This window comes from Mesorhizobium sp. M1365 (assembly GCF_040317865.1).
GTDB lineage: Bacteria > Pseudomonadota > Alphaproteobacteria > Rhizobiales > Rhizobiaceae > Mesorhizobium.
Genome location: NZ_JAMYLG010000008.1, coordinates 45,192 through 59,999, shown reverse-complemented (window position 1 = coordinate 59,999; position 14,808 = coordinate 45,192). Strand labels below are relative to the sequence as shown.

At 61.4% G+C, this 14,808-nt stretch carries 15 protein-coding genes and 1 pseudogene; 14 read left to right on the top strand and 2 right to left on the bottom strand.

Annotation, left to right across the window (positions count from 1 at the left end; genetic code table 11):
* Positions 1–147 precede the first annotated feature (147 nt).
* Positions 148–2,952 (top strand): DNA gyrase subunit A, encoded by a 2,805-nt coding sequence (gene gyrA / locus NKH04_RS12290; protein WP_352471697.1) that lies wholly within the window; start codon positions 148–150, stop codon positions 2,950–2,952.
* 53 nt (positions 2,953–3,005) lie between these two features.
* Here the strand turns inward: gyrA and NKH04_RS12285 are convergent, their stop codons facing one another.
* Complete coding sequence (locus tag NKH04_RS12285) at positions 3,006–3,158, bottom strand: hypothetical protein (RefSeq protein WP_352540595.1); 153 nt, start codon at positions 3,156–3,158, stop codon at positions 3,006–3,008.
* A gap of 195 nt (positions 3,159–3,353) precedes the next feature.
* Between NKH04_RS12285 and coaD the strand changes: the two genes are divergently transcribed.
* From coaD to NKH04_RS12245, 8 genes and pseudogenes are all read left to right on the top strand, one after another.
* Positions 3,354–3,854: a pantetheine-phosphate adenylyltransferase gene (coaD, locus tag NKH04_RS12280; RefSeq protein WP_352448768.1), complete on the top strand. Its 501-nt coding sequence runs from the start codon at positions 3,354–3,356 to the stop codon at positions 3,852–3,854.
* A 75-nt stretch (positions 3,855–3,929) separates the two neighbouring features.
* The gene (locus NKH04_RS12275) at positions 3,930–4,520 is read left to right on the top strand and encodes a peptidylprolyl isomerase (protein WP_352471695.1); all 591 of its coding nucleotides are present in this window, start codon (positions 3,930–3,932) and stop codon (positions 4,518–4,520) included.
* 29 nt (positions 4,521–4,549) lie between these two features.
* Positions 4,550–5,062, top strand: a complete 513-nt coding sequence (locus tag NKH04_RS12270) for a peptidylprolyl isomerase (protein ID WP_352471694.1) — start codon at positions 4,550–4,552, stop codon at positions 5,060–5,062.
* A complete protein-coding gene (locus NKH04_RS12265) occupies positions 5,059–5,457 on the top strand; it encodes a hypothetical protein (RefSeq protein WP_352682863.1) in 399 nt (132 codons plus the stop codon). The genes NKH04_RS12270 and NKH04_RS12265 overlap by 4 nt, the downstream gene beginning before the upstream one ends.
* 12 nt (positions 5,458–5,469) lie before the next feature.
* Complete coding sequence (queA, locus tag NKH04_RS12260) at positions 5,470–6,555, top strand: tRNA preQ1(34) S-adenosylmethionine ribosyltransferase-isomerase QueA (protein ID WP_352540593.1); 1,086 nt, start codon at positions 5,470–5,472, stop codon at positions 6,553–6,555.
* Positions 6,545–6,815, top strand: a pseudogene (locus NKH04_RS12255) (hypothetical protein). The gene queA and the pseudogene NKH04_RS12255 overlap by 11 nt, the downstream one beginning before the upstream one ends.
* An 8-nt stretch (positions 6,816–6,823) precedes the next feature.
* Complete coding sequence (gene tgt, locus NKH04_RS12250; protein WP_352448774.1) at positions 6,824–7,954, top strand: tRNA guanosine(34) transglycosylase Tgt; 1,131 nt, start codon at positions 6,824–6,826, stop codon at positions 7,952–7,954.
* 239 nt (positions 7,955–8,193) lie between these two features.
* A complete protein-coding gene (locus NKH04_RS12245; RefSeq protein ID WP_353044365.1) occupies positions 8,194–9,549 on the top strand; it encodes a glycosyltransferase family protein in 1,356 nt (451 codons plus the stop codon).
* 9 nt (positions 9,550–9,558) lie between these two features.
* Here the strand turns inward: NKH04_RS12245 and NKH04_RS12240 are convergent, their stop codons facing one another.
* Positions 9,559–9,978, bottom strand: a complete 420-nt coding sequence (locus tag NKH04_RS12240; protein WP_352471688.1) for a DUF4864 domain-containing protein — start codon at positions 9,976–9,978, stop codon at positions 9,559–9,561.
* A gap of 236 nt (positions 9,979–10,214) precedes the next feature.
* On the opposite strand from NKH04_RS12240, the gene NKH04_RS12235 reads away from it, so the two are divergent.
* From NKH04_RS12235 to NKH04_RS12215, 5 genes are all read left to right on the top strand, one after another.
* A complete protein-coding gene (locus NKH04_RS12235) occupies positions 10,215–10,451 on the top strand; it encodes an Lrp/AsnC ligand binding domain-containing protein (RefSeq protein WP_023674883.1) in 237 nt (78 codons plus the stop codon).
* Positions 10,452–10,623: 172 nt separating this feature from the next.
* Positions 10,624–12,036, top strand: coding sequence for a circularly permuted type 2 ATP-grasp protein (locus NKH04_RS12230; RefSeq protein ID WP_352613762.1), 1,413 nt, complete (start codon positions 10,624–10,626; stop codon positions 12,034–12,036).
* Between the two features lie 185 nt (positions 12,037–12,221).
* Entirely contained in the window at positions 12,222–13,163 is a 942-nt protein-coding gene (locus tag NKH04_RS12225) for an alpha-E domain-containing protein (protein WP_352540590.1), read from the top strand.
* A gap of 61 nt (positions 13,164–13,224) precedes the next feature.
* A complete protein-coding gene (locus tag NKH04_RS12220; RefSeq protein WP_352455718.1) occupies positions 13,225–14,019 on the top strand; it encodes a transglutaminase family protein in 795 nt (264 codons plus the stop codon).
* A 31-nt stretch (positions 14,020–14,050) separates the two neighbouring features.
* Positions 14,051–14,782 carry a proteasome-type protease gene (locus NKH04_RS12215; protein ID WP_352448780.1) on the top strand — a complete coding sequence of 244 codons (732 nt, stop codon included), beginning with the start codon at positions 14,051–14,053 and terminating at the stop codon, positions 14,780–14,782.
* Positions 14,783–14,808: the final 26 nt, after the last annotated feature.

Here is a 14,808-nt window from a genome sequence, read left to right as displayed (position 1 = left end):
AAGGGTACACGGCCATATCGTCGCAATTGGTTTATCCTTTTGAATTTGCCGCTAAAAACCACACTGGAAAACTGCCGCGATTGTTGGAGTTTCAGGCTGGCTTCCTATATAAGCACCAAGTGATTCCTGATTAGATTGTGATCCGATTTGACCGACCAAAAGACACCGCGCGGCGCCGACGGCGGCCCCACCGGCATCGAGCCGATATCCATCATCGAGGAGATGCAGCGCTCCTATCTCGACTACGCCATGAGCGTGATCGTCAGCCGCGCATTGCCGGACGTGCGCGATGGCCTCAAGCCGGTGCATCGCCGCATCCTCTACGCCGCCTATGAGAGCGGCTATCACTGGAACCGCAAATATGTGAAATCGGCACGCCCGGTCGCCGACGTGATGGGTAAATACCATCCGCATGGCGACGCCTCTATCTACGACGCTTTGGTGCGCATGGCGCAGGATTGGTCGCTGCGCGTGCCGCTGATCGACGGGCAGGGCAATTTCGGCTCGATCGACGGCGATCCGCCGGCGGCGATGCGCTACACGGAATCGCGGCTGACCAAGGTCGCGCATGAGTTGCTGGAAGACATCGACAAGGACACCGTCGATTTCCAGGACACTTACGATGCGTCGGGCAGCGAACCGAAAGTCCTGCCGGCGCGCTTCCCGAACCTGTTGGTCAACGGCTCCGGCGGTATCGCCGTCGGCATGGCCACCAACATCCCGCCGCACAATCTGGGCGAGGTCTGCAACGGCGCCATTGCCCTCATCGATAATCCGGCGATCGACCTTCCGGCGCTGATGGAGATCATTCCGGGACCGGATTTCCCGACCGGCGGCATCGTGCTTGGCCGTTCCGGCATCTACAGCGCCTATTCGACCGGCCGCGGCTCCATCGTCATGCGCGGCCGCGTCAACGTCGAGGCGCGCGGCAACGATCGGGAATCGATAGTCATCACCGAGGTTCCCTATCAGGTAAATAAGGCGTCGATGATCGAGAAGATGGCCGAGCTGGTGCGCGACAAGCGCATCGAAGGCATTTCCGACATTCGCGACGAGAGCGACCGCCAGGGCTACCGCGTCGTCATCGAACTGAAGCGCGACGCGGTCGCCGATGTCATTCTCAACCAGCTTTACCGCTTCACCCCGCTGCAGACGTCCTTCGGCGCCAACATGGTGGCACTGAACGGCGGCAAGCCGGAATTGCTGACTCTGACCGACATGCTGAAGGCGTTCGTCGCCTTCCGTGAGGAGGTGATCAGCCGGCGCACGAAATTCCTGCTGCGCAAGGCGCGCGACCGCGCCCATGTGCTGGTCGGCCTTGCCATCGCTGTTGCCAACATCGATGAAGTCATCAAGCTGATCCGCAGCGCTCCGGACCCGCAGACGGCGCGCGAGCAGTTGATGGAGCGGCGCTGGCCTTCGGGCGACGTGGAATCGCTGATTCTTCTGATCGACGATCCGCGCCATCGCATCAACGAGGATGGCACCTACAATCTCTCCGAGGAGCAGGCGCGCGCCATCCTCGAACTGCGCCTGCAGCGCCTGACCGCGCTCGGCCGCGACGAGATCGCCGACGAGCTGAACACGATCGGCGACGAGATCAAGGACTACCTGGACATCCTCTCGTCCCGCGCCCGCGTCCAGCAGATCGTCAAGGACGAGCTCATCGCCGTTCGCGACGAGTTCGGCACGCCGCGCCGTACCGAGCTCGCCGAGGGCGGGGCGGACATGGAAGACGAGGACCTGATCCAGCGCGAGGACATGGTCGTCACGGTCAGCCATTCCGGCTACATCAAGCGCGTGCCGCTGTCGCTCTACCGGGCGCAGCGCCGCGGCGGCAAGGGCCGCTCCGGCATGTCGACCAAGGAAGAGGATTTCGTCACCCGGCTGTTCGTCGCCAACACGCACACGCCGGTGCTGTTCTTCTCCTCGCGCGGTATCGTCTACAAGGAAAAGGTCTGGCGCCTGCCGATCGGCAACCCACAATCGCGCGGCAAGGCGCTGATCAATATGCTGCCGCTCGAACAGGGCGAGCGCATCACCACGATCATGCCGCTGCCGGAGGATGAGACGAGTTGGGGCGAGCTCGACGTCATGTTTGCCACCACGCGCGGTACCGTGCGTCGCAACAAGCTGTCGGACTTCGTCCAGGTCAACCGCAACGGCAAGATCGCCATGAAGCTGGACGAGGAAGGCGACGAGATCCTCGGCGTCGAGACCTGCACCGACAATGACGACGTGCTTTTGACGGCAAGTTCCGGCCAGTGCATCCGCTTTCCGGTCAGCGACGTACGCGTCTTCCAGAGCCGCAATTCGGTCGGCGTGCGCGGCATTGCGATGGCCGATGGCGACCGGGTGATCTCGATGGCGGTGATCGAGCATGTCGATGCGCCGCCGGCGGAGCGTGCCGCCTACCTCAAGCGGGTGGTGGCCGAACGCCGGCTCGCTGCTGACATCGCGGCCGGCGAGGAGGAAGAAATCCAGCTCACCAATGAAGAGGTCGGCGAAGAGGCAGAGCTTTCCGACGACCGCTATGAATTCCTCAAGGCGCACGAGCAGTTCGTGTTGACGGTGACGGAATATGGCTACGGCAAGCGTTCATCGTCCTACGATTTCCGCCTGACTGGCCGTGGCGGCAAGGGTATTCGCGCCACCGACGTCTCGAAAACGGCCGAAATCGGCCGCCTGGTGGCGACCTTCCCGGTCGGCAATGACGATCAGATCATGCTGGTTTCGGATGGCGGCACCGTTATCCGTGTTCCAGTGAACGGCATTCGTTTCGCCAGCCGCGCCACCAAGGGCGTTACCATCTTCAATACCGCAGAGGGCGAGAAGGTCGTTTCGGTGGAGCGAATTTCAGAACCGCAAGCGGATGAAGAGATCGAAGAGAATGCTGAAAGCGGCGCTGTTGCCGATGCCGATGGTAGGGAGCCCGATACTTCCGTCGAGTGAGTTTGGCACGGCGACGCCAGCCCTGTGGGCCGGCGTGTGAAGACACCCGCAATCTAGAAGCGGCGATAAGGCCTGCGGTTGCCGAAGCCTTCGAACCGCTTGGTGTTGGCCTTGGCGCGGACGCGCTGTGCTTCCTGATGCAACCCGAATACGGTGGCGATCAGCATGGCGACGGTCATTGCGGTGGCGAGCATGTAGATCAGCATGTGCGTGTTCTCCTGCGCCTAACAACGATTAGATGGGTGTTTGGTTTCATCTCCTGCAGCTGCAACTTAGTGAACACTGCGTGAAGCTGTTGTGAGCGGCACATTCATCTGTCGTTCACGTCGGCCAAAAGGTTCACGGCGCGGGCTGGCGATCGGATTTGCCTTTAGGAGAGAGGCTCGCTAGAAGCACCTGCCATGACCGAACGCATCGCCCTTTATGCCGGCTCTTTCGACCCGCTGACCAACGGCCATCTCGACGTGCTGAAGGCGTCGCTGGCCGTGGCGGATACAATCTATGCGGCGATCGGCATCCATCCCGGCAAGAAGCCGTTGTTTTCCTTCGAGGAACGGGTTGGCCTGATCGAAACGGCCGCGAAGGCAGAATTCGGCAGCGACGGTGCGCGTATCAAAGTAGTCGCCTTCGACGGGTTGGTAATCGACGCGGCCAGGAAGCATGGCGCCTCGATCATGATCCGCGGCCTGCGCGACGGCACCGACCTTGACTATGAGATGCAGATGGCCGGCATGAACGAGACCATGGCGCCGGAGCTGCAGACGGTGTTCCTGCCCGCCAGCCCTTCGGTGCGCACCATTACCGCCACACTTGTGCGCCAGATAGCTTCGATGGGAGGCGACATCCGTCCCTTCGTGCCGGCGGCCGTGGCCGGCGCGCTCACCGCCAAATTCGCGAAATAAATGCATGTCACCCAAAAGTGGAACCCGGCTTTGGGTAACGACATGCATGAACGAAGATATTCGGAGAAAGATCCCATGCAGCTGAAAAAGCTTGCCTTCTTGCTTGCCGTGCTTGCCGGTCTTGTGACCGCATCCGTGTCGGCCTTTGCCGCCGATCCGGAAAACACCATGATCGTAACGCTGAAGGACGGCGACGTGACCATCGCGCTGAGGCCCGACCTTGCGCCGAAGCACGTCGCGCAGATCAAAAAGCTGGTGCGCCAGGGCGCCTACGACAACGTCGCCTTTCACCGCGTCATTGACGGGTTCATGGCGCAGACCGGCGACGTCAAGTTCGGCAACATGAAGAGCGGCTTCAATGCCGACGCTGTCGGCACCGGCGGCTCCGATCTTCCTGACCTGCCGGCCGAATTCTCCAGCACCGAGCACTACCAGCGCGGCGTGGTCGGCATGGCCCGCTCCGACGATCCGAATTCCGCCAATTCGCAATTCTTCATCATGTTCGCGCCGGCACCGCCGCTCGATGGCCAGTACACCATCGTTGGCAATGTCGTCAGCGGCATGGAGTTGGTGGACCACATCAAGAAAGGCGACGAGGCGCAGAACGGCACGGTGACCGACCCCGATCGCATGATCAAGGTGCGCATCGCCGCGGACGGCAAGTAACCTCAATTGTTCAAAAGGATATTTCTGACATGGCCGAAATCAAGGACCGCGAGAACGCGCTTATCATGGACACGACCAAGGGCAAGGTCGTCATCGAATTGTTTCCAGATCTGGCGCCCGGCCATGTCGACCGTATCAAGGAGCTGGCGCGCGAAGGCGCCTATGACGGCGTGGTCTTCCACCGCGTCATCGACGGCTTCATGGCGCAGACCGGCGACGTGAAGTTCGGCAATTCCAACAAGCCGTCTTTCGCGCCATCGCGCGCCGGCACTGGCGGTTCCGACAAACCCGATCTGAAGGCCGAGTTCTCCAACGCCAACCACGGCCGCGGCACCTGCTCGATGGCGCGCTCGCAGAACCCGAACTCGGCCAATTCGCAGTTCTTCATCTGCTTTGACGATGCCGCCTTCCTCAACCGCCAGTACACGGTATGGGGCCAGGTCATCGAAGGCATGGACAACGTCGACAAGATCAAGCGCGGCGAACCGGTGCAGGATCCTGACAAGATCGTGTCGCTCAAGGTCGCGGCCGACGTGAAATGACCGGCCGGGCTGTCGCGGCAATCGCATTTGTGCTCGTCGCGGCGGCCACTCCGGCGCTGGCAACGGAATCGATCGTCTGCAGCGCCGACGGCGGCGCGGCATCGATCGACGTTTTGATGGGACACACGGCCGTCATTGCGGTCGCGCGTGTGTGGCTGGATGCCGGCGGCAAGACATGGACCACGGATGGACAGCCAGGCTCAACGAAAGTCATCGTTGGACAGGCATTCGAAGACGACGAGCGCATGCTGATCGACCTCACCGACGAAGGCATCAGCTCGATCGTCGCCAAATTGCGGCTGGTCAAGGCCAGCGAGCAGTCCAGCTTCGCGATGGGCGGCACATTGAGCATAGACGGTGTCGGCGCCTGGGCGGTGACCTGCCCGGAACCTTGAGGCGGGGATCTCTTGCGCGTCGACCTTTTCGACTTCGATCTGCCGGAGGAGCGCATCGCGCTTCGCCCAGCCGAGCCGCGCGACAGTGCCAGGATGCTGGTGGTCAGGCCGGGTGAGGGGCTCGAAGACCGGACGGTGCGCGACCTGCCGGCCCTGCTCAAGGCCGGTGATGTGCTGGTCTTCAACGACACCAAGGTCATTCCGGCACAGCTGAAAGGCATCAGGCGGCGCGGCGAGGCGGCGGCGCAGGTCGAAGCCACGCTGCATATGCGGATGGCGCCCGACCGCTGGCTGGCCTTCATGCGTCCGGGCAAGCGCATCGCCGCCGGCGATCGTATCCATTTCGGTCATGACGCCAATTCCTGCCTTCTCGGCCAGCTCGACGCGACCGTGATCGAGAAGGGAGAAGGCGGCGAGGTGCTGCTCGGCTTCGACCTGTCAGGTCCGTTCCTCGACGAGGCGCTGCATGCAGTCGGCCACATCCCGCTGCCGCCCTACATCGCCTCCAAGCGTGACGACGACGAACGCGACCGCAGCGACTATCAGACCATTTATGCGAGGGAGGAGGGCGCGGTCGCCGCGCCGACGGCAGGGCTGCATTTCACGCCGGAGCTGTTTGCGACGCTCGACGCCAAGGGCATAGAGCGCCGTTTCGTCACGCTGCATGTCGGCGCCGGCACGTTCCTGCCGGTGAAGGCGGACGACACCGCCGACCACAAGATGCACGCCGAAACCGGTTCGGTCAGCCCGGAAACCGCCGAGGCGCTGAATGCGGCGAAAGCAAAAGGAGGGCGCATTATCGCCGTCGGCACGACATCGCTGCGCTTATTGGAGAGCGCGGCTGGCGAGGACGGCAGGCTGGCCGCATGGTCAGGCCCGACAGACATCTTCATCACGCCCGGCTATCGTTTCAAGACCGCTGACTTGCTGATGACCAATTTCCATCTGCCGCGTTCGACGCTGTTCATGCTGGTTTCGGCCTTCTGCGGTTTGCAGACGATGCGGGCGGCCTATGCGCATGCCATCGAGAATCGCTACAGGTTTTATTCCTATGGAGACGCAAGTCTTCTGTTCAGGGAGGATACCGATGGACGATGACCTGGAAACCTTCGACCGGGAAGCCTTGATCGCCGAGGTCAGGAAACTGCGCGCCGGCATCCGCCAACACCGCGACGCCACCGGCCATGATCTGTGCTGGCACCATCCCGACCTCTGGTCACTTTTGCCCGAAAAAGACCGACCCGGCGATTGCCGTGCCGCCGTGGCCGAAATTCATGCGCGGCTGCATCCGCTACCGGCAATCACTCGACAAGCAGGCCCCGGACGCGCCGGTATTCGACAAGGAGTTCGATGGCTAGGGAATTCAATGACTGACGCATTCACCTTCAAGGTGCTGGCGACCGACGGCAGGGCGCGGCGTGGTGCAATCACCATGCCGCGCGGGGAAATCCGCACGCCTGCCTTCATGCCGGTCGGTACCGGCGGCACGGTGAAGGCCATGTATATGGATCAGGTGCGCGGCGTCGGCTCGGACATTATCCTCGGCAACACCTACCACCTGATGCTAAGACCCGGCGCCGAGCGCGTGGCGCGGCTCGGCGGCCTGCATGAATTCGCCCGCTGGCCGCATCCAATCCTGACCGACAGCGGCGGCTTCCAGGTGATGTCGCTGTCGAAGCTGCGGAAACTGACCGAGAACGGCGTTACCTTCCGTTCGCATATCGACGGCGGCGCCTACGAGATGTCGCCGGAGCGTTCGATAGAGATCCAGGGGCTGCTCGATTCCGACATCCAGATGCAGCTCGACGAATGCACGGCTCTGCCGGCCAAGCAGAACGAGATCGAGCGTGCCATGGAGTTGTCGTTGCGCTGGGCCGAGCGTTGCAAGACGGCATTCGGCGAGCAGCCCGGCAAGGCGATGTTCGGCATTGTGCAAGGCGGCGACGTGCCGGATCTGCGGCTGCGCTCGGCGCAGGCACTGAAGGCAATGGAGCTGAAGGGCTACGCGATCGGCGGGCTGGCTGTCGGCGAGCCGCAAGCGGTGATGCTGGAGATGCTCGACATCACTTGCCCGGAGCTGCCGGCTGACCGGCCGCGCTACCTGATGGGCGTCGGCACCCCGGACGACATTTTGAAGTCGGTGGCGCGCGGCATCGACATGTTCGACTGCGTGATGCCGACGCGGGCAGGGCGCCACGGCCTTGCCTACACACGGCGCGGCAAGGTCAATCTGCGCAACGCCCGCCATGCCGACGATCCGCGTCCGCTCGATGAGGAAAGCGACTGCCCGGCCGCACGCGACTATTCGCGGGCCTACTTGCACCATCTGGTGCGCTCGCAAGAGGCGCTTGGGGCGATGCTCCTGACCTGGAACAATCTGTCCTATTACCAGCAGCTGATGCGCGATATTCGTGAAGCGATCGAGGCTGGCAGGTTCGCCGAACAAGCCGAGATCATCACGCAGCAATGGGCAAACGGTGACCTCGCCGTCCGGTAGGCATGCTCGCCAGGAATCCGGCTCCAGGGAGGAGTTGCCCCTGCCATGAACTGTTTTGAAACGACTGCCTAATAAGCATTGCCGGACGACATCGGGCGAGGATCAAGAACCTGTTCGTTTCGCGGCACGTTTCAGTTCCTGGCACGACGGTGCGGACGAACGGCATCGCTTCGCCTTCGCCCTCCGTGGCTGTCCAGCGATGGACGGCTGGGTCGTTGCTTGCCGCTCTGATAATCGCCGTGACCGGTCTGGTCTTGCGCTTGCTTGGCGCGCGCGGCGACCTTTGGCTGGACGAGATCTGGAGCTTTGCGCTGATCAAGCCGCTGACGTCGATCGACCAGATATTCTGGCACGTCAATCACGACAACAATCATTTCCTCAACTCGGTCTATCTCTATCTCATTGGCCCCGATGCTTCGCCGCTGATCCAGCGAGGTCTGTCGATAGCATTAGGCGTTGCCACGATCGCTGCGGCGGCAGCGAGCGCCGCATCGCGCGGACGACAGGCGATGATTGCCACAAGCCTGTTGTTTGCCGTGAGCTACCCAATGGTCCATTACGGCTCGGAGGCGCGCGGCTATGCCGGCCTTGTGCTGTTCACGCTGCTTTCGGTGGTTTTTCTGGAGCGCCGGCTCGACAATAGACGGTGGTCTGGCGCGGCCTTGGCAGCGGCGATCCTTTTCGGCTTCCTGTGCCATCTCACAATGATCGGAATGGTGGCGGTCCTCGCAATCTGGACCGCCTGGCTCGCCTGGCAGCGTACGGCGAAGGTCGGCCGCGTCGTTGCGGACCTGGCGTCGATCTTCCTGCCGGGCTTGCTTGCCGTGCTGCCGCTGGCTGTCGGCGTGTTTGTCGGCTGCAGGCTGTTCGGCTTCAGTGTCGGTGGTGTTTCGCCATTCTCGATTGCCGCCTTCGCGCAGGGCTATGGCGGGATGATCCGCTCTCTGTTCGGCCTGCCACCCTGGTTTGGCGACGGGCCCTATATCGTTGCCGCCTGCGGTCTTGTCGGCCTCTCCGCCGGTGTCTGGCGCGGTCGTCGAGCCAGCCTTTATGCCATCGGGATTATCGGACTGCCTTTGCTCATGGCGGCGGCGCATCTGCCCAACCTTGAGTTCCCGCGCTATTTCATCATCAGCGGAACATTGCTGCTGCTCTGGGCCGGCGAGATGATTGGCCGCGGCCTGGATGCTCGCGGAACTGCCAGGCTGCTTGCGATGGGAGCGCTGGCGATCGTGGTGAGTGGAAGCATTTCGTCGCTGCTTCAGTTCTATCAATATGGACGCGGCTCCTACGCCGCTATCGTTGATGAAATGACCAGGAACGGCGCAACCACCTATGCCAGCGACGGTAATTTCCGCACCCCCATTGTCGTCAACTATTTTGCGGCGCGAATGGATCGTCGGGCATTGCTGGTCACAGACGACGGGATGTGCACCGAACGGCCCGCCTGGCTGGTCCTCGAAGGGGACGTGGACAAACAAGCCGAACATGTCCAACCTACGGCCGCATGCGCTCTGGCGTATGAACGGGCCGATGCGTCGAGGCATTGGGGGTTTTCAGGCCTGAGCTGGACGCTCTACCGGCGACAGGATTGAAACACCCCTTTAGGTGCTGAGCGACGTGGACGCACGCAGGCTGCAGCCGGTGATCCGAAAGCTGCCGTCAGGCTGTAGTTCGAGCGTGTAGACCGCCTCGTAGTCCTTGCCATCCGGGCCGACGATCAGCACTTGCTGGATGATCGAGGTCGGGCTCGTCTCGCGAACTTTGCCGAAGGAGTAGGTCTGCGGTTGGCGCACCGGCGGATAGCCTTTTGTCACCATGTTCATGAAGGTATCGACGGTCGGAAAGATGCGTTTCACATTCGGTGCGGCAAAGCTGTAGGCCGTCATTCCGTCATTGGCGATGAACGCCCTCAACTGCCCATCGATGACTGTCTGCGCCGCTTTGACTTCGGCGTCGCCAGCAAAGGCCTGGGATGCGAAAATGAATGGAATGACTGCGAATGCGAAAAACGCGCGGCGCATGGCCTGTCTCCGTTGTCCCTGAGAAATCGCTGCCTGAAGGTACATGATACCATACGCTTTGCAGTGCTTCAGGGTTTCAGCCGAGCGCAAACATTCGGCGTGGCAGTCCGTGTCCGAGCCGAGAAAGCATTGTCGAGGCGAGAACAGCCTGAGCGATTGCCGATGCTTGAAAGCCGGGCGGCAGTCTGCCACAAGGGCCGCTCGATTAGAGCGTGCGATGTGAGCAGGACCAGGCAATGAAGGCATTTTTCGTGCAGATAAAATGCGATCTGGGCAAGGCCTACGACGTTGCCAGCGCCCTGGCCGATGCCGAGATCGCTTCGGAAATCTACTCGACAGCCGGAAACTACGACCTGCTCGCCAAATTCTATGTCGACGACGAGGAAGACATCGGCCACTTCGTCAACGAGAAAGTGCAGATTCTTCCCGGCATCAAGGACACGTTCACGGTCGTCACCTTTCGCGCGTTTTGATCCGCATCCGGCATCTGCCCGGACACCAGGCAAAGCCTGATCAAGGCCCTATTGGTGCTGCCTTAATTTTAGGCAAGTGCGATATACTGATCGCCGGCGCCCAACAAATCACCGATTGCGCTTGATTTTCTCCAGCCAGGCCAGTGAAATGGCGCCACAGGGGAGTATGCGATTGGCAGCGTTCGATGAAATGCTTCCGGAAGTTTCCGGGCTGAGAAAACCGTATTCGGCTTACGATCGCTGGCTGAAGGAACAGGACCCGGCCAGACTTACCGAGAAGATGCAGGACGCCGAACGCGTCTTTCGCAAGACAGGCATCACTTTCGCCGTCTACGGCGAGCAGGAAGCATCGGAGCGGCTGATACCCTTCGATATCGTTCCGCGCATCATTTCGGGCAACGAATGGCGACGGCTGACGCAAGGCATCGAGCAGCGCGTCCAGGCGCTGAACGCCTTTCTCGACGACATCTACCATCGCCAGGAGATCTTACGCGCCGGCCGGGTGCCGAAGGAGTTGATCGCCAAGAACGAGGCGTTCCTGCCCGAGATGATCGGGGTGCGGCCGCCGGCCGGCGTCTATACGCACATCATCGGCGTCGACATCGTACGCATCAGCGAGAACGAGTTCTACGTGCTGGAGGACAACGCGCGCACGCCGTCCGGCGTCTCCTACATGCTGGAGAACCGCGAGACGATGATGCAGCTCTTTCCCGAGCTGTTCCAGCAGATCAAGGTGCGGCCGGTTGAGAATTACCCGCAGCTCTTGCGCCAGTCGCTGGCGGCAGTGCGGCCGCAAAGCACCAAGGGCGCGCCGACCATTGCCGTGCTGACGCCGGGCAGCTTCAACTCGGCGTATTTCGAACATGCTTTCCTTGCCGACCAGATGGGCGTGCAGCTTGTCGAGGGGCAGGATCTGCGCGTCGTCGATGGCCATGTCGCGATGCGCACCACCGAGGGCTACAAGCAGATCGACGTGCTTTACCGTCGTGTCGACGACTCGTTCCTCGATCCGCTGACCTTCCGCCCCGACTCGGCACTTGGCGTGCCGGGCATTATGGACGTCTACCGCGCCGGCAACATCACGATCGCCAATGCGCCGGGAACCGGCATCGCCGACGACAAGGCGATCTATTCCTACATGCCCGAGATCGTCGAATTCTACACCGGCCGCAAGGCGATCCTCGGCAACATCCCGACCTGGCGCTGCTCGGAGCCGGACAGCCTGAAATACGTGCTCGAACACATCGACGAATTGGTGATCAAGGAGGTCCACGGCTCCGGCGGTTACGGCATGCTGGTCGGTCCGGCGGCGACCAAGAAGGAATGCGAAGAGTTTTCCAAAAAGCTCGCGGCAAAACCGTCGAACTACATCGCCCAGCCGACGCTGGCGCTGTCGACCTGTCCGATCCTGACGGACAAGGGGCTGGCGCCGCGCCATGTCGATCTGCGCCCCTATGTGCTGGTTTCCGACCGTATCCAGATCGTGCCCGGCGGGCTGACCCGAGTAGCGCTCAAGGAAGGCTCGCTGGTCGTCAATTCCTCGCAAGGCGGGGGCACGAAGGATACGTGGGTGTTGGATGATTAGAGTGAAAGTAGTGAATAGTGAATAGTGAATAGTGAATAGTGAATAGTGAATAGTGAATAGGTAAGGATGTGGGTCGTTGATGTTGGTGAAATGCCCTGAAGTGAAGCGCGCGGAATCGTGCCCTGGAATCCGGATAGTCACCATTCACCATTCACCTTTCACTATTCACCACAGGACCGCCTGACATGCTTCTCGGCCGCACCGCCAACGGGCTCTACTGGATGAACCGCTACATCGAGCGGGCGGAAAACATGGCGCGGCTGGTGGATGCCGGCTTGCGCATGGCGCTGACTCGTACTCAGAACGCTTCGGAGGAGTGGAATTCGGTGCTGCTCAGCGCCGGTTCGGACGCCAGCTTCACGCAGAAATATTCCGACTACACCGCCGCCAATGTCGCCGACTATCTGCTGCGCGACACATCGAACCCGTCGAGCACGATGTCGTCTATCGAAACGGCCCGTAACAATGCCCGCATGGTGCGTACCGCACTGACGCGTGAGACCTGGGAAAGCATCAACGAAGCCTGGATGTCGCTGAAGCGGATACTGGCCAAGCCGATCGACGAGCGCGACCTGCCCAACGCGCTCGACGCAATCAAGCGCGAGACGGCGCTGATCCGCGGCTCGTTCTACGGCACGATGCTGCGCAACGAAATTTTCGATTTTTCGCAGCTCGGCACGTATGTCGAACGCGCCGACAACACCGCGCGCATCCTGGATGTGAAATACTACGTGCTGTTGCCGTCGATCTCCTGGGTCGGCTCGACGCTCGACAACTACCAGTGGGAATCGATCCTGCGCTCGGTGTCGGCGCACCGTTCCTATCGCTGGGTCTATGATGCCGACTACAAGCCGAGCAACATCGCCGATTATCTGATCCTCAACGTCCGCATGCCGCGCTCGCTGACCTTTTGCTACCGCTTCCTGACGGAGCATCTCAAATTCCTGGGTGACGACTATGGGGAGCGCCACGCCTGTCATGCGACGGCTGCCAAGACCCAGGCCATGCTGACGGCCGGGTCGATCAAGGATATTTTCGACGCCGGCCTGCACGAATTCCTGGCCAATTTCATCCGCGACAACACCAGGCTCGGCGACGAGATCGCGCAGGATTACAGGTTCTATTGAGCATGATCCCAAAAAGCGGAGACCGGTTTTCGGAAAAGCTCATGCTCCAGGGACGAGTGCGATGCGGCTGAAGATCACCCACCGGACCGAATACCGCTACGATGCGCCGGTGCACTATCTGTTGCAGCGTTTGCGGCTGCTCCCGGTGAACGGGCGCACCCAGACGGTACTGTCCTGGGCGCTGAAGATCGAAGGCGCACGCGAGGAAGTGCGCTTCACCGACCATTTCGGCAATGATACCCGGCTGTTGAGCGTCGAGGGCGAGCGCGACTTCATCACCGTCGAAGCAGCCGGCGAAGTGGTGACGCGCGACACCGCTGGCGTCTGCGGACCGCACCAGGGTTTCGCGCCGCTCTGGCTGTTCGGCCAGGAAACGCCGCTGACGACGATCGGCAGCGGCATTCGCGAGCTTGCTGCCTCGGTGGGCAAGGGTACCGACATCGAAAGGCTGCACCGGTTGATGGCGGTGATCGGCGAGCGCGTCGCTTATACGCCGGACACCACCAACGTGACGACGCCGGCCGAAGAGGCCCTGGCGCTCAAGACCGGCGTTTGCCAGGACCACAGCCACATCTTCGTTGCCGCGGCGCGTGCCATGGATTTTCCGGCCCGCTATATCAGCGGCTACCTGATGATGGATGCGGCCATCGAGCAGGCGGCAAGCCACGCCTGGGCCGAGGCGCATGTCTCGGGCCTCGGCTGGGTCGCCTTCGATGTCGCCAACGGCATTTCTCCGGACGAGCGTTATGTGAAGGTGGCGACCGGCCGCGATTATCGCGACGCCACGCCGGTATCTGGAATTCGGCTGGGACAGGCGGAAGAACAGCTTGCGGTCACCGTCACCGTGGAGCAGTAATCCCCGGCAAGATTGTTGCCAAAGAGATTCGATGACCTATTGCGTCGGCCTGAAGATCGATCGCGGGCTCGTGTTCATGTCGGACACGCGCACCAACGCCGGCATGGATTCGATCTCGACCTTCAGGAAGATGCATGTCTGGGAAGAGCCGGGCGAGCGCGTCATCGTTTTGATGTCGGCCGGCAATCTGGCGACGACGCAGGCCGTGGTCAGCCTGCTCGACGAACGCACCAAGGCAGTGGCGGAGCGCCGTGCCACACTGCTCGAAACGCCCTCCATGTACCAGACAGTCCGGTTGGTCGGAGACACCGTCAAGGAGGTCATCGCCAGTTCGTCGCCGGCGGGCGAAAAGGCGGATTCCTACTTCAACGCCTCCTTCATCCTCGGCGGTCAGATCAAGGGCAGCGCGCCGCGCCTGTTCATGATCTATCCGGAAGGCAATTTCATCGAATCCACCGACGACACGCCGTTCTTCCAGATCGGTGAGACCAAATACGGCAAGCCGATCATTATCCGTGCGTATGAAAAGACCATGAGTTTCGCCGAGACGGTGAAGTTGCTGCTGGTGTCGTTCGACTCGACGCTGAAGTCGAACCTGTCGGTCGGCCTGCCGCTCGACCTGCTGTTCTATGAAAAGGACACTTTCAAGGTCGGCCTCAAAAAGCGAATAACCCAGGACGATCAATATTATCGTACGATCTCGGATAGCTGGTCGAACGCGCTGAAGACCGCCTTTGCCAGTCTGCCTGATTTTCCCGAATGAAAACCTTCGTTTTTCGTGCTCTTTGA